At 37.8% G+C, this 16,245-nt stretch carries 18 protein-coding genes, 3 tRNA genes and 1 other RNA gene; 15 read left to right on the forward strand and 7 right to left on the reverse strand.

Annotated features, from left to right (window positions below; translation table 11 throughout):
- Nucleotides 1-14: 14 nt before the first annotated feature.
- The 7 genes from PHV78_02650 (at nucleotide 15) to PHV78_02680 (ending at nucleotide 4,283) form a co-directional block, all read left to right on the forward strand.
- Nucleotides 15-899: an EamA family transporter gene (locus PHV78_02650; protein MDD5396126.1), complete on the forward strand. Its 885-nt coding sequence runs from the start codon at nucleotides 15-17 to the stop codon at nucleotides 897-899.
- Nucleotides 900-1,037: 138 nt separating this feature from the next.
- Nucleotides 1,038-1,122, forward strand: a tRNA-Ser gene (locus PHV78_02655).
- Between the two features lie 199 nt (nucleotides 1,123-1,321).
- On the forward strand, nucleotides 1,322-2,800 hold the full coding sequence (locus PHV78_02660) for a hypothetical protein (GenBank protein ID MDD5396127.1): 1,479 nt from the start codon (nucleotides 1,322-1,324) through the stop codon (nucleotides 2,798-2,800).
- A 164-nt stretch (nucleotides 2,801-2,964) separates the two neighbouring features.
- Nucleotides 2,965-3,192: a DUF1653 domain-containing protein gene (locus PHV78_02665; protein MDD5396128.1), complete on the forward strand. Its 228-nt coding sequence runs from the start codon at nucleotides 2,965-2,967 to the stop codon at nucleotides 3,190-3,192.
- Between the two features lie 26 nt (nucleotides 3,193-3,218).
- Complete coding sequence (locus tag PHV78_02670) at nucleotides 3,219-3,665, forward strand: NUDIX domain-containing protein (protein MDD5396129.1); 447 nt, start codon at nucleotides 3,219-3,221, stop codon at nucleotides 3,663-3,665.
- Between the two features lie 23 nt (nucleotides 3,666-3,688).
- Nucleotides 3,689-4,204 (forward strand): hypothetical protein, encoded by a 516-nt coding sequence (locus tag PHV78_02675; GenBank protein ID MDD5396130.1) that lies wholly within the window; start codon nucleotides 3,689-3,691, stop codon nucleotides 4,202-4,204.
- A gap of 7 nt (nucleotides 4,205-4,211) precedes the next feature.
- Nucleotides 4,212-4,283: transfer RNA gene (locus PHV78_02680), tRNA-Arg, on the forward strand.
- A gap of 53 nt (nucleotides 4,284-4,336) precedes the next feature.
- Here PHV78_02680 and PHV78_02685 read toward each other — a convergent pair.
- From PHV78_02685 to smpB, 7 genes are all read right to left on the reverse strand, one after another.
- Nucleotides 4,337-4,415 (reverse strand) — tRNA-Asp (locus tag PHV78_02685).
- 28 nt (nucleotides 4,416-4,443) lie between these two features.
- Entirely contained in the window at nucleotides 4,444-4,788 is a 345-nt protein-coding gene (gene rplT / locus PHV78_02690) for a 50S ribosomal protein L20 (GenBank protein ID MDD5396131.1), read from the reverse strand.
- Between the two features lie 26 nt (nucleotides 4,789-4,814).
- Nucleotides 4,815-5,000, reverse strand: coding sequence for a hypothetical protein (locus PHV78_02695; protein ID MDD5396132.1), 186 nt, complete (start codon nucleotides 4,998-5,000; stop codon nucleotides 4,815-4,817).
- 12 nt (nucleotides 5,001-5,012) lie between these two features.
- Nucleotides 5,013-5,510 (reverse strand): translation initiation factor IF-3, encoded by a 498-nt coding sequence (gene infC / locus PHV78_02700; protein ID MDD5396133.1) that lies wholly within the window; start codon nucleotides 5,508-5,510, stop codon nucleotides 5,013-5,015.
- Nucleotides 5,511-5,574: 64 nt separating this feature from the next.
- Entirely contained in the window at nucleotides 5,575-5,823 is a 249-nt protein-coding gene (locus PHV78_02705) for a GIY-YIG nuclease family protein (protein ID MDD5396134.1), read from the reverse strand.
- A gap of 89 nt (nucleotides 5,824-5,912) precedes the next feature.
- Nucleotides 5,913-6,262, reverse strand: a transfer-messenger RNA (tmRNA) gene (ssrA, locus tag PHV78_02710).
- Nucleotides 6,263-6,406: 144 nt separating this feature from the next.
- Nucleotides 6,407-6,856 carry an SsrA-binding protein SmpB gene (gene smpB, locus PHV78_02715; GenBank protein ID MDD5396135.1) on the reverse strand — a complete coding sequence of 150 codons (450 nt, stop codon included), beginning with the start codon at nucleotides 6,854-6,856 and terminating at the stop codon, nucleotides 6,407-6,409.
- Between the two features lie 141 nt (nucleotides 6,857-6,997).
- Between smpB and PHV78_02720 the strand changes: the two genes are divergently transcribed.
- The 8 genes from PHV78_02720 (at nucleotide 6,998) to PHV78_02755 (ending at nucleotide 16,204) form a co-directional block, all read left to right on the forward strand.
- Nucleotides 6,998-8,140 (forward strand): glycosyltransferase family 1 protein, encoded by a 1,143-nt coding sequence (locus PHV78_02720; protein ID MDD5396136.1) that lies wholly within the window; start codon nucleotides 6,998-7,000, stop codon nucleotides 8,138-8,140.
- Nucleotides 8,141-8,166: 26 nt separating this feature from the next.
- A complete protein-coding gene (locus PHV78_02725) occupies nucleotides 8,167-8,595 on the forward strand; it encodes a hypothetical protein (GenBank protein ID MDD5396137.1) in 429 nt (142 codons plus the stop codon).
- A gap of 67 nt (nucleotides 8,596-8,662) precedes the next feature.
- Entirely contained in the window at nucleotides 8,663-10,012 is a 1,350-nt protein-coding gene (locus tag PHV78_02730; protein MDD5396138.1) for a hypothetical protein, read from the forward strand.
- A 9-nt stretch (nucleotides 10,013-10,021) separates the two neighbouring features.
- Entirely contained in the window at nucleotides 10,022-10,342 is a 321-nt protein-coding gene (locus tag PHV78_02735) for a hypothetical protein (GenBank protein MDD5396139.1), read from the forward strand.
- A gap of 4 nt (nucleotides 10,343-10,346) precedes the next feature.
- Entirely contained in the window at nucleotides 10,347-13,067 is a 2,721-nt protein-coding gene (locus PHV78_02740) for an AAA family ATPase (GenBank protein MDD5396140.1), read from the forward strand.
- Nucleotides 13,068-13,085: 18 nt separating this feature from the next.
- Nucleotides 13,086-14,195, forward strand: a complete 1,110-nt coding sequence (locus tag PHV78_02745; protein ID MDD5396141.1) for a glycosyltransferase family 1 protein — start codon at nucleotides 13,086-13,088, stop codon at nucleotides 14,193-14,195.
- A gap of 3 nt (nucleotides 14,196-14,198) precedes the next feature.
- Nucleotides 14,199-15,149 (forward strand): hypothetical protein, encoded by a 951-nt coding sequence (locus tag PHV78_02750; protein ID MDD5396142.1) that lies wholly within the window; start codon nucleotides 14,199-14,201, stop codon nucleotides 15,147-15,149.
- 5 nt (nucleotides 15,150-15,154) lie between these two features.
- Complete coding sequence (locus PHV78_02755) at nucleotides 15,155-16,204, forward strand: YCF48-related protein (GenBank protein ID MDD5396143.1); 1,050 nt, start codon at nucleotides 15,155-15,157, stop codon at nucleotides 16,202-16,204.
- Nucleotides 16,205-16,245 lie beyond the last annotated feature (41 nt).

Genomic DNA, 16,245 nt, shown 5'->3' on the forward strand with positions numbered 1-16,245 from the left:
ACAAAAGATTTTCTATGGTCATGGCACTGGTGTTTGCCATCTTGGCTCCTTGCATTTGGGCGTTCATGAATGTTTTAGATAAATACGTGATTGTCCACAAAGTACAGAAGCCCTTAAGCTTTGCTGCCGTAGCCGGACTTGCCAATTTAACCATTGGCGTAGTCTTGGCGATTTTTTTGAACTGGTCTGATATTCAACTAAAAGATACTGTTTTTTCCGTTATTTCTGGAATTTTGTTTGGCGCGCAATTCTTTTTTTATTATTTGATTTTACAAAAAGAAGACGTTTCGCATTTTGTTGGCTTGTTATACATTTATCCGATTATTATTGCGATTTTGTCTTTTTTGTTATTGCATGAGCGATTGTCGCTTTTTAGCTATTTAGGCATGATTATTACTTTGAGCGGCATCGTTATTTTGTCAGTTCGTGTTAGCCAACTTAAATGGCAAACCGGCATCTGGATGCTTATTTCGATGATTGTAGTTGTGTCACTTTATGAATTCAATATAAAAGTATCTACGGAAAAATTACCCGAATTAAATGGCGTATCTATTACCGGCATTTTTGCCGGGCTAACTGCTTTAACTATTTTATTCAAAAATGAAAATCGTCGTTGGTTTTGGTCAGAATTAAAAAATATAAAATGGGCATATTTAATAGAGACCTTCACTTTTTTGGGAATTTTAACTACTTATTTAGCCATGTCCGGCCTTTCAGCGACAATCGTTTCTTCAATGGCTTCAATTCAGCCATTAGCAGTTTTGTTATTTGAAAGTGCAATGGAGAGAAAATTTGGTAAAATGACGCGCGATAAATCTTTTAGACATAAATTATTGCCACTTAGTCTGGTCGTGGTTGGCATTTTCCTGTTATATTTGCCCGAAGCGCTTAAACGATAGATCTGGACTTTTCGTTTATTTTTGCTCTAGATATCTCGGTTTTCAGTGTGGTGGGGTGGCAGAGTGCCTGCCTGTCCTGACTGCCGTCAGGTAGGCGGTAGGCAGGGACTATTACACTGGCTTGTCCCGCAATAGAGCGGAAGGGTGGCAGAGTGGACTATTGCACCGGTCTTGAAAACCGGAGTACCGCAAGGTACCGCGAGTTCGAATCTCGCCCCTTCCGCTCTGATGCGGGGTCTTGAAAACCATCCGCTTACTGGCGGAAATCCCTGCCTGCCGGTAGGCAGGTCGCCCCCACCGCCAAGATATTTTTCGGTATTTAGATTTATTAGAAGTCGGCTCATTGTGAGTCGACTTCTGATGTTTTCTGGCAAATTAATCGGGGATTGACAAAAGAATATTTTTTTGCTTTAATGATATATATGAAGAAATTAGTAGTGATTATTGCTTTATTAATTTTATCTCTCTCGAGCGCGAGGGATGTTTTTGCAGTAGCTACGCCGATTACCCAAACTATTTGGACGGCCAATTTTACTTCAAAAAATTACGTTAATACCAGCAAAACCACCACTTATTGGCAATCTGGTTTTTATTCTTTACCGACTTCAAATGGGCAATATATTAATTCGGCTATTTTACAGACAAATGACATTTCTTTTAATCAGGACATTCTTCGTCTAACCATTTCTAATATTTCTAGCTTACCGGCCGGAACATCTATTATACCATACGTTAGTTTTGACCAAAATGTAGTTCAGCATACATTAAGTTGGGGCCAAGCCTTTGCGCCGACAAATAGGACTCGAAAGCTGCATTTAACTTTATATTTTGCCACTAACGACGTTTTGGTTACGCCAAAATTATATACCATTTATTTGCAGGTCGAAATGCAAGATCGTTCGCCAAGCGGCGCGGCTTCAAGGGACAGTAAGAGAATTTCAAATTTAAAATCAATGGTTAACATAGTTGAACGTTATCATAAAGACTTTCAAGTCTATCCGATAGTTAACGTGGACAAGGACGAAAAAACCGTTCAATGGGCTAGTTTAAGAAGCATTTTGGATTCGGCTACCAGTAATGGCTATAAGAAATATAATTCAGGTTTTATCGCCGAACCACAAGGCGTTGATTCCGAATATCAATATGGCTATTTAACAGATAGTGGGGGATATAATTATCTTTTCTGGACACAATTAGAAGACAGCGCCAATTCAAAAAATGCTTGGCTGGGAACCGCTTTTGATGTGGTTTGTTCGCCGCCAATCTTTTGTTTATCCTCAACGAAGGTTACTTCAATATCCGAGGGTGGTAATAGCAGTAATAATTCTTTTCCTTCGCCTTATGTTCCAATAGTTCCGCTTCCAGAAGAAAATAATCAAAACCAAAACACAACTAATATGCCATCAGAATCAGAGAATAATCAAAACATTTTTCTCAGACAAGTGGGCGACTCAAGAGTTTGGTTATTTATTAACGACAGAGTTGTTTGGTTAAGAACGCCGCAGGTTTTTCAACGATTGGGCGGTGATTGGAACGATATTTTGCCGATTAAAAATCTAAATTCAAGGAAACTTTTAAAATTTGTTAAAAGTCAAAGTTCGCCGATGGTTTATTTGATCAATTCTGGCTTTAAGCGACCGATGCTGAATTTACAAATGCTTGGTTTTTATGGTAAGACAAATGAAATAGTTACGATTAGCGACGACCTAATTAATGCGTTGCCTGATGATACGTTAATTAGAGCAGTTGGCGATGATAAGGTTTATTTGTTTGATCAGGGAATTAAAAGGTGGATAACCACACCCGAAGCCATGGTTAATAATAATTTTAATTTTAACGACATTATCCAGGTAAACCCGGCAGAGTTAAATTATTATCCAGACGGCAATCCGATTTTTTAAGTATTTTATCTATAAAAATAAGATGACGCCCAAAAGAGCGTCTTTTATTCTAGCCTCAATATCCTTCGGCCTACTTGCCGTTAGGCGGGTCTGTTGCGAGGTAATCGATTAATCTAGACAAAGAAGCAAGAATAGTTTATAATGGTTATGCAAAATAACAATTTATGAACGAAATTAAAATAGGCAAATATCAACATTATAAAGGTAAGTGTTACGAAGTTATTGGCTTAGCTTGCCACAGCGAAACATTTAAAGAATTAGTTGTTTATCGGGCGCTTTTCGATTCTCCGGAATTTGGCCATAATGCTTTGTGGGTCAGGCCAGCGAAAATGTTTTGCGAAGAGGTTGAGGTTAATGGTCAGAAAGTTCCTAGATTTAAACATCTTGGTTAAAATTATAAATAGTGTAAAATAATTTTATGACCGAAAATAGAAAAATTGGCGCTGGGATCGGTATTATGATTTTAAAAGATGGCAAAGTTTTACTTGGTCATCGCCACGAAGACGCGGAAAAAGCTTCAAGCGCTTTACATGGTGAAGGCACCTGGACTATGCCTGGTGGAAAACTAGATTTCGGTGAGAGCTTTGAAGATGGTTGCCGGCGCGAGGTAAAAGAAGAAATTGGAGTTAAAATAAACTCTTTTAATTTAATCAGTGTCACCAACGACGTTCGACCTGATGCGCATTTTGTGACTATGGGCTTTTTGTGTGATGATTTTACCGGTGAGCCTAAAATTATGGAGCCCGACGAAATCACAGAGTGGCGTTGGTTTGAGCTGGATAAATTGCCTTCGCCGATTTTTCCGCCCAGCATGGCGATTATTAAAAACTATTTAGCTAAAAAAGTTTATCAACCCTATTTATAAATAACCATTAAATTTTTAATTTTATGGCCGAAGAAAAACAAACACAAAACGATGCTGAGATGGTCGATCGCGGTGAAAAATTAGTGGAATGGAACTTTACCGAATATGTTCATTATCAGCGCACTAGAGCTTGGTATGTCTTAATTAGTTTAATCGGCTTGGCTTTAATCATTTATTCGGTTTTAAGTAATAATTTCTTGTTTGCCTTAATCACGGTTTTAGTTATTATTATTTTGGTTTTACATTCGCGCCGCCAGCCTATGGATTTAAGTTGCGCAATATTCGAAGATGGAATTCAGGTCGGCGGGAAATTTTATGAATGGGACAATATCAGAAGTTTTCGCATTGTTTATCGCCCGCCGCAGGCAAAATTATTATATATTGATTTAAAAAACTTTATGTTGTCGGATTTTTCTATTCCACTTAATGATCAAAATCCCCTTGAACTTCGCGATGCCTTAAAACAATATTTAACCGAAGAATTAGATCGCCCGTATGAAAATATTACTGACAGAATTAATCGCTGGCTGAAAATTTAAAGATTAGGCTCCCATAGCTCAACGGATAGAGTACAGGTTTGCGGAACCTGTGATAGAGGTTCGATTCCTCTTGGGAGCATATAATCAAAAAGAGCCTTTTGGCTCTTTTTGTATTTTAATTTTATTTTTATCTGGCGGTCCGTACGGGATTTGAACCCGTGATCTTCGCCGTGACAGGGCGACGTGTTAAACCGGGCTACACCAACGGACCATCGTAATCAATTCGTAATTCGTAGTAGTTATTTTACTGATTCAACTAGTTTTTGGAAAACAGCAGGGCAGTTCATTGCTAGTTCGGCCAAAACCTTGCGGTCAAGTTCAATATTATTTTTCTTTAAAGCGTTAATAAGGCTAGAATATTTAGTGCCATTTTCTCGGCAAGCGGCGTTTATTTTAATTTGCCAAAGAGCGCGAGCCGCTCTTTTTTTGTTACGGCGATCGCGATAGGCATAGCTGCCGGCTTTATAAACGGCGACTTTGGCCAATTTAATTTTGCTTTTTCTGCCCCACCTATAGCCCTTAGTTTTTTTAAGTAGGTTTTTTCGACGTTTTAAGTGTAGCTTTCCTCTTTTAATTCTAGACATAAAATATTCTGAAATTTTTAAATTAATTAAACAGAACGAAGAATAGTTTTTTTGAAAGATTTTGACATTTCCAGATTACGGCGTTTGTTTTTAGTAACTCTTGAAGATTCTTTGGCGTTAAAATGATTTTGTCCGCAAGCTTTGTGAAAAATTTTAGACTTTTTTGTCAGTTTTACTCTTTTACTGATAATGTTTTTTGTTTTCATGGCCATAATATTTTTAGATTACTTACGGGCAATGATAATATTTAATTTGTTGCCCAGACGAGCAATGGGTTGCTCTATTATAATATCTTCACCCAATAAGGCAATTAATTCGTTAATATTTTTTTCTCCTATATTTTGATGCATTCTTTCCCGACCTCGCAAGAACATTTCAATGCGGATTTTATCTCCTTCTTCGAAGAATTTTTTTGCTTGTTTGGCCTTAACTTCAAGATCATGCTTGCCGGTGCGCGGCGAAAGGCGAATACACTTTATCTCAGCTTTTTTGGTTTTTTTGACTTTATCTTTTTTGGTTTCTTCGTAACGGAATTGTCCGAAGTCCATAATTTTAGCAATAGGTGGATTTTGTGTGGGGTTGATTTCCACTAGGTCTAATCCTTTTTCTTTGGCTTTTTCTAGCGCTTCTTCGATGCTGACCACGTTCAAAAAATTGCCCTCTTCGTCAATAAGTCGGACTTGTGGAGCCCTGATTCGATTGTTGATGCGATAATACTTCAAAATTAATAGATTACAACTTAGTAGGAGATTCTATTTTAATAGACAGTTAAATTTTAGTCAATAGTTAAGACGCGATAAATGCCTCTTTTCTTTTGCGTCGCCATGATTTGATAAGAATTTCTTTTTTCAAGGCAGACGATCGATTCGGGTGTTTTTCGTTATAAACCAATTTAACCGGCCCTCTGGTTTTAGTGTAATGAGCGCCAAGTCCTTGGTTATGATCTTTAATCCTTTTATCAATATCTATTGTTATCCCGGTATATAGAGAATTGTCGCGGCAACGAACAATATATATAAACCAGGGTTTAGACATATTAAAAGCATTAATGCTGCCCTTCTTCGCCTATCGGCGAATCCGGGCACTCAGTTTTCCTAAAAATTTTATGAAAATTTTTGGAAAACTGGTGGAGATGGCGGGTATTGCACCCGCGTCCGTAGGTTAAGAAATAAAAACACTTACTTTCATATTCTGGTTTGTTTCTCGATCAGAGCGTAAGAACCAGACAAAAACGCTCCAACCAGAGCCCAGATTTTCTAAACTACCTGACCGAGGGCGCAATCAAATAGTCGATCCTGCTGAATAAAGCCGAGAGTACTAGCAGGAGTCACGCTCTCGACTCACTACCTAACAAAAATTAGGCAGTGGCAAATGCAAAGTTATTGGCATTTGTAATTGCGAGAGAATAACGGTAACTCTCAAACGGAAAGCCGTTTTTATTTCTTGTGAGCCTCGTCAATTTTTAAACATCCCCATATATAAAGAGGGCATTAAGCCCTGTGTTGTCAGCTCCGCTATTCGCCCTTGCCTTCGCTGGTTAGTGAATGGCGGATCAGAAAAGAAAAAATATTTTTCTTTTCTTCGTTTGCTTGACTATTTAAAGAACTTTTGAGCTGATTTAATAATTTTTTAAGGCTTGCTGGATTTTGCGGTCAGTATCTCTTTTTTTAAGGTCTTCGCGTTTATCATGTTTTTTCTTGCCCTTGGCTAGACCGATTTCTATCTTTACCAGGCCACCTTTAGTATACACCTTAATAGGGATGATTGTCAAGCCCTGGGTTTTAGCCTTAGTGCTTAATTTAATTAATTCATGTTTTTTAAGCAATAATTTACGAGACCTAGTCGGATCATAATTTTGTTGGACTTGTTTGGCCGGCGCATAAGCAGAAATATTAGCGTTAATCAGCCAGGGGGTTAAGGTTTTATCAATGGCAATATAGCTGCCGCCCAAGTCGAGAGAGCCACGTTTGGCAGATTTAACCTCTGGGCCGGTAAGCAAAAGACCGGCTTCATAAGCCTCTAGAATTTCGTAATCAAAATTAGCTTTTTTATTATAAACTGGATTCATATGATGATTTTAGCGCATTTGACAGATTTTATCAAGACAATTACTATAATTATAGTATAGGGCATTTTTGGCTTTACTTGTTTCGCCGATTTTATTATAATATTACTTGGCCTTATAATATTATTAAAACATTACTCATTTATGCGTATTGGTATAGATTGTCGGACAATTTTAAATCCTGATCACGGCGAGGGCGCGGGTATTGGTCATTATACTTATCAGTTAGTGCGGCATTTATTAATGATTGATAAAAAAAATGACTATTTTTTGTTTTTTGATCGTAGTATTGAGAAGCGTCGGTTGGATAAATTTAAAAAAGAAAACGTTTTCATAAAATTTTTCCCATTCAGTCAGTATAAAAGATTTTTACCGAGCAGTTATAGTAATTTTTTAACCAGCGCAAATTTGATGAAATTTAAGCTAGATGTTTTTCATTCTCCTGCGTTAAATTTGCCCCTAGCTTATCCCGGCAACACCATAGTGACTGCTCATGATTTAGCGATTTATAAATTCCCCGAGCTTTATACCAATCGTCAAGCAAGTTCCCTTAAGAATGTTATTCCGCAAATTGTTCAAAAAGCAAAAAAAATTATTGCTGTTTCTCAAACCACCAAAAAAGATTTAATAGATCTTTTACAGGTAGACAAAGACAAGATAAAAGTCATTTATCACGGCCTTGATAAAAGATTTTTAAGAAATACTTCACGTCAAGACATTGATCGGGTAAAAAATAAATTAAATATAAAAGGAGAATATTTATTATTTTTGGGCACTTTAGAAAAAAGGAAAAATATTATTCGCATTATCGAAGCCTATGAAAGATTAAGAGAAAAAATTAATAATGGTTATAAATTAGTTTTAGCCGGTTCGCCGGGCTTCGGATTCAAAGAGATTAAGAAAAAGACAAGTCAATCAAAATATAAAAACGACATTATTGTCACGGGTTACATTATGCCAGATGACGTCGATCCTTTATTTGAAGGAGCCAAAATTTTTATTTTTCCAACTCTTTATGAGGGCTTTGGTTTGCCAGTTATCGAGGCCATGGCTGATCGCGTACCCGTTATCACTAGTAATATTTCTTCTTTACCAGAGACCAGTGGTGGCAATGCGCTATTAGTTGATCCATACAATGTTTCGGAAATTTATCGGGCAATTTTAGAAATTTTGACTAAACCAGGGTTGACTCAAGAGTTGCGGCGCGAAGGCATAAAATGGGTTGCGCAATTTGATTGGGAGGCTACGGCCAGAGAAACATTAGATGCCTATCAACAAGCAGTTTAATTTATTAATTTTTTAATTTAAAATTTATGGAAAATACAAATCCAATGTTAAATCCAGAAACCGGGAAGACCGCTTCTTGTTGCCGAAAGCGATTTTGGCCGTGTTTCATCTTTTTGCTGGTCATTATTATTGTAATTTTAATCGGTATTTCCATTTACTTAACCAGTCAAGCTTCTTCTTTGGTTGGCAATACCAGATCTTACAAGGCAGTATTTTTAACTAGTGGCCAGGCCTATTTTGGCAAGGTGGTGAGTGAAACCAAAAAGACCATTGTTTTACGCGAAGCACATTATCTACAGGCCGCTAATGAGAATGAGGGATATAATTTAATGGCCGTAGGATCGGAAATTTATGGGCCAACCAATGAAGTGAGAATAAATAAAGATCAGGTGGCTTTTATTGAAACCCTAAGCTCAACTTCTGAGGTGGCGAAGAAAATTCAAGGCGGTAAGTAAAGGACCGTCGCCCTTATTGCCAGCGCTCGCTCGCTTGGTAAAAAATTTATTTTTTTAAATATTGCATATGGCTCGAAAGGCCGCTCTTAACAGCTCGGGCACAAGATCATCCCTTTTGCATAAACTGATTATCGTTATTGTGATATTAATTTTATTAATATCTGGAGCAATTTTAACGAGCGTTTTGATTTTCGGGCGTTCGACTGGCAGCGCGGGAGATAGGTTGGTAGAATTAGACGTACAAGGAGAAAATATGGTTGATAGTTTAGCTACTAATAGATATAGTTTTTCATTAACCAACAGAGAAATATCAGATCTTAGGTCTGCTGAAATGAACGTTGTTTTTCCAGATGGTTTTATTCTAACCAATACCGATCAGCCTTGCGAAGAGAAATTAACTTCAGGATGTACCTGGCTGTTAGGGAAAGTTAAAAGAGGCGAAAGTAAAAATATTTCCATTGAAGGTTATTTTTTGGGAGCCAGTAAAACAGAACAGGATTTCAAGACGATTAAAGGTACAATAAATTTTCAGTTAGAAGACTTTAGTTCCAACTTCCAAAAGCAGTTTGCTAAAAATATTTTTGTCCGACCAGTTTTAACCATAGGTTTGATAGGTCTGAATGACGCCGTGGTTGGCCAAAAAAGCGAATGGCAGATCAACTTGTCTAATACTTCTGATAAAACCATTAATCAAGTTAGTGCATCACTTATTGCGCCGAGCGGTTTTAACGTAGAGTTTAATCAAACAGATTCAGACTTATTTTTTAACCAATCTCGCTTGGTTTGGGCGGTTAAAAATTTAGGCCCACGCGCTGAGCGCATTATTAAGTTTAGGGGTTATTTTAGCGATTCTAATATAACCACGGCCCAGCTAATTGTTAAAGCCGATTTGCCGGACAATGAAAATAAATTATTTCTGCAGGCCGAAAGTAGCCAGGAGGTTAGCGTTAGAAATGAAAACGTCGGCTTATCGTTGTTAATAGATGCTAGCGAAGGCGCGCTTGCTCCGAGTCAGGAAATACCCGTTTATATAACATATAATAATATACCCGCAGATATAAAAGACTTAACACTAAGATTGTCTTTCTCTGATTCCAGCTTGTTTAATTGGTCAGATTTAACCACTAAGTCTTGGCAATGGCAAAGCGGCGGAAGCAATTTAAACTCACAGTCATGGCTGATCGAATCATCAGCCGACGCTCGATCGATTGTTTGGGGTAAGGCGCAAATTGGCGCGCTTGAGAATCTATCATCGGCCGATTCAGGCACGATCGAATTAAACATTAAATCAACAGATGTTTTTATTAGCAACAATTCTTTGGTGGAAATAAAATTAACAGCCACCGGTAAATATGCCGACAATAGTCCGTTTTCTATTGCCGGTCCGGTGAAATTATTAACGGTTAAAGCATATTAAAGCGATTCTATGATAGATATTTTGTATTTTCCGATTTGGTGGTATACGATTGGGCTTATAAAAAGGCTCAAGGGCTTTATTGACAACTTGAATTATTTAAGCCGTTACTTGGCGATTAAAATACTTTTAGCCAATTTGTTTAAGCCGATGTTTGGCCAATATAGCTGGCAAGGGAGAATCATCAGCTTTTTTATGAGAATTTTACAACTAGCCTTTTCGTTGGTTGTTTTTGTTTTAGGTACGATATTTTTCTTGGCAATTTTAATTCTCTGGATTGTAACAATTCCGATAGCAGTTATTCAGATTATTCGTTTAGCCAGCTTATTTTAATTTTATGGAATACATATATTGTCCGACATGTCGGGGATTTGGTCGGTTAGAAAAGCGGGTTTGCCCAACCTGCCGTGGCCGAGGACTGTACGCCTGGGTCGGCGGTTATTTGTTGTATTGGTATAAAAGATTCAGCAAAACTGAATTAGCTTGGTTAAAATTAAAAATAGCCGTCATGTTTTTAATTAATTTGGCTCTTTTTGCCTTTGGCCTTTTGGGTATTTTAGCGTTGGCGCAAAGCATTTTTCATTTATATTATTTTGATAAAGTCTGGAATTTTTTTACTCAAAGCAAAAATTTTTTACAACTTATTTTTTGGATTTCTGTTATCACAGACGCTTATTTATTTTATCGATTTGAAAAGTTAACGGAAAGGCGCCGCAAAATTTGGCCGAAAACTACGCAAAATTTATTACCGCCGACCAGTGACTGGATGACAATTAATCATTTGAGCTCCAAATTTAAAATAAACGTTGCCGATTCTTTATCCGACGAAGCCAAAAAATTAATTTTAAACGCTTGGCAATTGGCCGAAAAAATGAGCAGCGCAGAAATTTTGCCGATTCATTTATTGGCTGCTGGGTTGACTAGTTCGCAAATTAGTTTGGTAATTAATCGTTTAGGCTTAAACTGGCCCAAGTTAAATGAAAAAGTTGCTCGAGCTTTAGCCGTTACTCCAAAAGTTTCTGGGCTGATAGACCCCAAAATTTCCAAAGACAGTAAGGCAGTAATTTTAACGGCCTATGAACTTGCTTGCCAAGACAAAATGATTAACGTTGATTGCCTTAAAATTCTCGAAGCCTTAGCTGCGCCAGAAGGAGTGATTAAAGAAATTTTTTATGACTTAGAAATTGGTTTAGATGAAATAAAAAACGTTTCGGTTTGGGTGAAGGTTTACGAAGCTTTACAAAAAGAATACCATCGCTTTCGTGGCGCTGCGCGTTTTAAACCCAAGGGCGCTATGAATCGGGCCATGACTGCCATTGCTACGCCCAATTTGGATTCTTTTAGTCAGGATTTAACTCAGGTGGCTCGTTATGGTTATTTGGGTTATTGTTTAGATCGAGAAAAAGAATATGCGGAAATTCTGCGAGCCATTGAAGGCGGACACGGCAGCGCGGTTTTAGTCGGCCAACCTGGCGTTGGTAAAACGACCATCATTAATGGTATTGCCAGACGAATGACCACTGAAGATGTGCCTTCGGTTTTGCGCGATAAAAGACTAGTTAGTTTGTCGTTGGCGAGCTTAGTGGCCGGTGCTTCACGACCCGGAGAAATTGAACAGAGATTACAGCTTTTAATGAGCGAGATAGTTCGTTCTGGCAATATTATTTTATTCATTCCCAATATTCATAATATGATCGGCGTTAAAACCACGGAAGGCGAATTGGACATTTCTGAAATTTTAGCTGATGCTTTAAAGAAAAAACTTTTTACAGCTATAGCCACGACAACCACGGCCGATTATCGTAAATACATCGAAAATAAGAGCTTGGGCGAGGCCTTGCAAAAAATAGAAGTTGAAGAGCCGGGCAAAAATGAAACCATCCAAATTTTGGAGGCCAATGCGGCGTCAATTGAAGGAAAGGAACAGGTTTACTTTTCTTACGGATCACTCACCAAGGCCATAGAATTATCGGTTCGTTATATTTCGGAAAGATTTTTGCCGGACAAGGCAATTAATTTGATGAAAGAAGTGGCTATTTTTGTTCGCAACAAACGCGGTCGGCAAACTGTGGTGCAAACTGAAGACGTGGCTGCGATCGTGGCGGAAAAAACCAACATTCCGGTGACTAAAATCACCGAACAAGAAAGTCAAAAGTTATTAAACCTTGAGGATGAAATTCACAAAAGAATTATCGGTCAGGATGAAGCAGTCGAAATGGTGGCTTCGGCCTTGCGTCGAGCTCGCGCGGAGTTGCGCGACAATAAGCGACCAATTGTTAATTTGCTCTTTTTGGGCCCAACCGGCGTTGGTAAAACCGAATTAGCTAAAACCGTAGCTGAAGTTTATTTCGGCGATGAGAATAAAATGGTTCGTTTAGATATGAGCGAATATCAGACCGCCGAAAGCATCAATCGTTTAATTGGCGCGACAGGCGGCGAAGAGGGCGGACAATTAACCGAGCAAGTTAGGCAAAATCCTTTCACCTTATTATTATTAGATGAAATCGAAAAAGCTCATCCGGATATTTTAAATCTTTTCTTGCAATTAATGGACGATGGGCGTTTAACTGATGCCATGGGCCGGACCGTGGACTTTACCAATGTAATTTTAATTGCCACCTCTAATGCCGGCACTGATTTTATACAAGAGCAGATAAAAAATAACGTGGCCGTGGCAACAATTCAGGATGTTTTAGTGCGAGAAAAGCTTAAAACATACTTTAAGCCAGAATTTATTAATCGTTTTGATGGGGTTATTGTCTTTAAGCCGTTGACAATGGCGGAAATAACCAAAATCGCCCAGTTAATGATTAATAAATTAGTTAAACAAATGTTAGCCAAGGGAATTATTCTTAGGGCCACTGATGCTGCAATTCAAGAGTTATCACAAAAAGGATTTGATCCTATTTTCGGCGCCAGGCCCTTACGTCGTGTGATTCAAGAGAACGTTAATAACGCCTTAGCAGATTTTCTATTAAGCGGTAAGATTGGTAGGCGAGATGTGGTAGTTTTAGATAAGGGCAATCAAATTAGGATAGAAAAGGGCTCTAGCATTTAATATTATAATAATTTTGGCATGCTCATCGGCATTGATGCTTCAAGGGCTAATCGCGCCCACAAAACTGGAGTAGAATGGTATTCTTTTTACCTGATTCAGGAACTAAAGAAAATCCCCGTTAAAGCAGGGGATACTTTTGTCTTATATGGGTCAGGCGAACTAAAAGGAGAGTTAAGTAATTTACCGGGACACTGGTATGCTAAAATATTAAAATGGCCCTTAAAATATTTTTGGACGCAAATCAGATTGTCGTGGGAAATGATGTTTAATCCGCCAGACGTGCTATTTGTGCCTTCACATGCTTTGCCTATTTTTTGCCGAGCTAAGACCGTTATCACCTTGCATGATTTGGGATTTGAAAGATTTCCTAAGGCTTATAGTTTTTGCCAGAAAAATTATCTAAAATTTGTTTATAAGTGGGCTGTTAAGCGAGCCAATAAAATAATCGTGCCTTCAGAATTTACCCGCCAAGAGCTGATTAATCTTTATAAAGCAGAAGAAAATAAAATAGAAAAAATTTATTTGGCCTATCAGCCCGAGACCTTTCGATTAATAAGCGACCAAGAAAAAGCAGAATCCGTATTGATAAAATATAAGATTAAAAAACCATATCTTTTATACATCGGCCGCTTAGAAAAAAAGAAAAATACACTTGGCCTATTAAAAGCCTGGCAAGAGATTTCCCGAGCTGACAATAATTTAAATTTGGTTTTAGTCGGGCCCGAAGGTTATGGCTTTGAAGAAGTAAGGGAGTTGTTAAATAAATTGAAAAATAAAATTATTTATTTGCCATATATTGGTCAAGACGAAACGCCTTATTTATATTCTGGAGCTGTTTGTTTTGTGTTTCCAAGTTTTTATGAAGGATTTGGTTTGCCGATTTTAGAAGCCATGGCCTGTGGTTGTCCGGTAGTTGCTTCTAAGGTCGCCTCCATTCACGAAGTTGGCGGCGAAGCATTAGAATATTTTAATCCGCAAGAAATCGACGATATGGTAGGGACGATTAGGAAGATAGTTTATAATTCAGAGATTCGAGAACAAATGATTGCCAGGGGGCTAGCGCGGGTTAATAATTTTTCTTGGGCTAAATGTGCCCAAGAAACCCTTAGCGTTTTAAAAAATTTGTAATTTATGGTCCAGGTTAATTGGCCGATTGCCGGTCATAAAAAAATTGTAGAATTTTTACAAAAAAGCATTGCCAATAATCGATTGGCTCATGCTTATTTGTTTTATGGCTCACAAAATGTCGGAAAAGGTCTGGTGGCCTTAAATTTTATTTCGGAAATTTTAACTAAAAATTCAATCGGTCGTGATAAAAATTTAATTCAAGAACAAATTAGGCAAAAATCACATCCAGACGTTTTTTGGATAGAAAAGCTTGAAAATAAAAGGAATATCAGCATTGATCAAGTCAGGGATCTGAGGATAAACCTAAATTTAAGCCCCTTTTCAAATGGCCATAAAATTGTTATAATCAATAATGCCGAGGAGTTGAGTGAGGCGGCTGCCAACTCTTTTTTAAAAATCCTGGAAGAGACGCCGAGCAAAACGATAATCATTTTATTAGTAAATAATCTAAAAAGAATTTTGCCGACCATTACTTCGCGCTGTCAATTGATAAAATTTAATCCGGTTCCACTGGAAGAAATTAAAAAATTTTTGGTCAATAAACTAAAAGTTAAGGCCGGGGAAGCGGAGATACTGAGTCAATTGTCCTTCGGTCGTCCAGGATTAATCGTTGATTGGTTGGAGCAAAAAGAAAAATCAAAAGAATATCAGCAACAAATAAAATTTTTTATAAAAATTATTAATGGAACATTGCACGAAAAAATAAATTTTGTGTCGCAAATAGAAGATGTTCCGTTTTTTGCCTGGCAAATTATTTTAAGAGACATGCTTTTGTTTAAAAATAATTTACCCATCATTAATTCAGAGATAAAAATTTCTATTGAACGACTGATAGGGAAGTGGTCGGAAGAAAAAATTTACGCCGCAATTAAATCTCTTGAGCGAACAGAAAAATTATTTAGATTCAATATAAATAAGAAACTAGCTTTGGAGAATTTTTTTATTAATTTATAAACTCTATGAAAAACAAAATTATTTTTCTCGGATTAATTTCGTCTTTGCTTTTAATGGGAGCTGGTTGTAGTAAGGTGCAAGTTGTTTCTAATGATGGCGGTGTTTATAAATCTTTTGACAACGGCACCAGATGGGAACAGAAGGTCGCAGTTCTAAGTGTGGGTCAGCCCAAGAGCATTGCCACCATCAATGTGGCTAAATTAGTTTTTGATCCATCAGATGCCAATTTGCTTTATGCCGTATCTAGCGACGGTAGATTATTTACAACTCTTGATGCGGCTGAATCTTGGCAGGAGCTAACCAAAGTCCCAAAGGGAATTATAAATAGTATTGCTTTTAACCTACAAACTGGCGAAACAGTTTATTTGGCTATTGGCAATAAGATATATAAAAGTGACTGTTCTTGCCGTTCTTGGCAAAACGTTTATTTAGAAGCATTGCCGAATATTCAGGTAATGGCCTTGGCGGTTGATGGCGGTGATGTAAATAAAGTTTTAGCTGGCCTTTCTGATGGCCGAATCATTAAAAGTAGCGATGGAGGTAACAATTGGTCAACCTTTTATGACTTTAAAAACAAAATTGCCCAGATTATGTTTAGCCCCAATAGTACAGGGGTTATTTATGTGAACACAAATGGCGGTGGCTTATGGCGATCGACCGATGCCGGAAATAGCTGGCAAAATCTAGACCAAAATCTTAAGAGTTTTAGAGGCGGTCGAGACGTTAGTTTAATGGTTGCGGACGCGACTAGGCCGGATTCATTGGTTATTTCAAGTACTTATGGTCTTTTGCGCTCAAATGATGGCGGCCAGAGCTGGACCGATTATAAATTATTGTCTCAACCGGGCAAGGCCACTATTTCGGCCTTTGGTTTCAACCCCAAGAACCCCAATGAAATCTATTATACCACTAACAACACCCTATATCGGTCTTCAGACGGAGGAGCAAAGTGGCAAACCAAGCCCTTACCCAGCAAAAGGACTCCGACCGTACTTCTGGTTGACCCGAACAATCCACATGTCCTTTATTTAGGACTTGCCAGAATTGAAAAATAGTTCTAAACTAAAAATCCATTTATTATAATTAATTAACGCTG

This window comes from Patescibacteria group bacterium (assembly GCA_028715115.1).
Taxonomy (GTDB): Bacteria; Patescibacteriota; Patescibacteriia; order UBA2591; family UBA4787; genus JAQUSN01.

Coding starts and splice junctions, on each gene's coding strand:
- PHV78_02735 (MDD5396139.1), top strand. CDS start 10,022: ATGATAGATATTTTGTATTTTCCGATTTGGTGGTATACGATTGGGCTT.
- PHV78_02755 (MDD5396143.1), top strand. CDS start 15,155: ATGAAAAACAAAATTATTTTTCTCGGATTAATTTCGTCTTTGCTTTTA.
- rplT (MDD5396131.1), bottom strand. CDS start 4,788: ATGTCTAGAATTAAAAGAGGAAAGCTACACTTAAAACGTCGAAAAAAC.
- PHV78_02705 (MDD5396134.1), bottom strand. CDS start 5,823: ATGTCTAAACCCTGGTTTATATATATTGTTCGTTGCCGCGACAATTCT.
- smpB (MDD5396135.1), bottom strand. CDS start 6,856: ATGAATCCAGTTTATAATAAAAAAGCTAATTTTGATTACGAAATTCTA.
- PHV78_02740 (MDD5396140.1), top strand. CDS start 10,347: ATGGAATACATATATTGTCCGACATGTCGGGGATTTGGTCGGTTAGAA.
- PHV78_02675 (MDD5396130.1), top strand. CDS start 3,689: ATGGCCGAAGAAAAACAAACACAAAACGATGCTGAGATGGTCGATCGC.
- PHV78_02695 (MDD5396132.1), bottom strand. CDS start 5,000: ATGGCCATGAAAACAAAAAACATTATCAGTAAAAGAGTAAAACTGACA.
- PHV78_02650 (MDD5396126.1), top strand. CDS start 15: ATGGTCATGGCACTGGTGTTTGCCATCTTGGCTCCTTGCATTTGGGCG.
- PHV78_02720 (MDD5396136.1), top strand. CDS start 6,998: ATGCGTATTGGTATAGATTGTCGGACAATTTTAAATCCTGATCACGGC.
- PHV78_02665 (MDD5396128.1), top strand. CDS start 2,965: ATGAACGAAATTAAAATAGGCAAATATCAACATTATAAAGGTAAGTGT.
- PHV78_02750 (MDD5396142.1), top strand. CDS start 14,199: ATGGTCCAGGTTAATTGGCCGATTGCCGGTCATAAAAAAATTGTAGAA.
- PHV78_02745 (MDD5396141.1), top strand. CDS start 13,086: ATGCTCATCGGCATTGATGCTTCAAGGGCTAATCGCGCCCACAAAACT.
- PHV78_02670 (MDD5396129.1), top strand. CDS start 3,219: ATGACCGAAAATAGAAAAATTGGCGCTGGGATCGGTATTATGATTTTA.
- PHV78_02725 (MDD5396137.1), top strand. CDS start 8,167: ATGGAAAATACAAATCCAATGTTAAATCCAGAAACCGGGAAGACCGCT.
- PHV78_02730 (MDD5396138.1), top strand. CDS start 8,663: ATGGCTCGAAAGGCCGCTCTTAACAGCTCGGGCACAAGATCATCCCTT.
- PHV78_02660 (MDD5396127.1), top strand. CDS start 1,322: ATGAAGAAATTAGTAGTGATTATTGCTTTATTAATTTTATCTCTCTCG.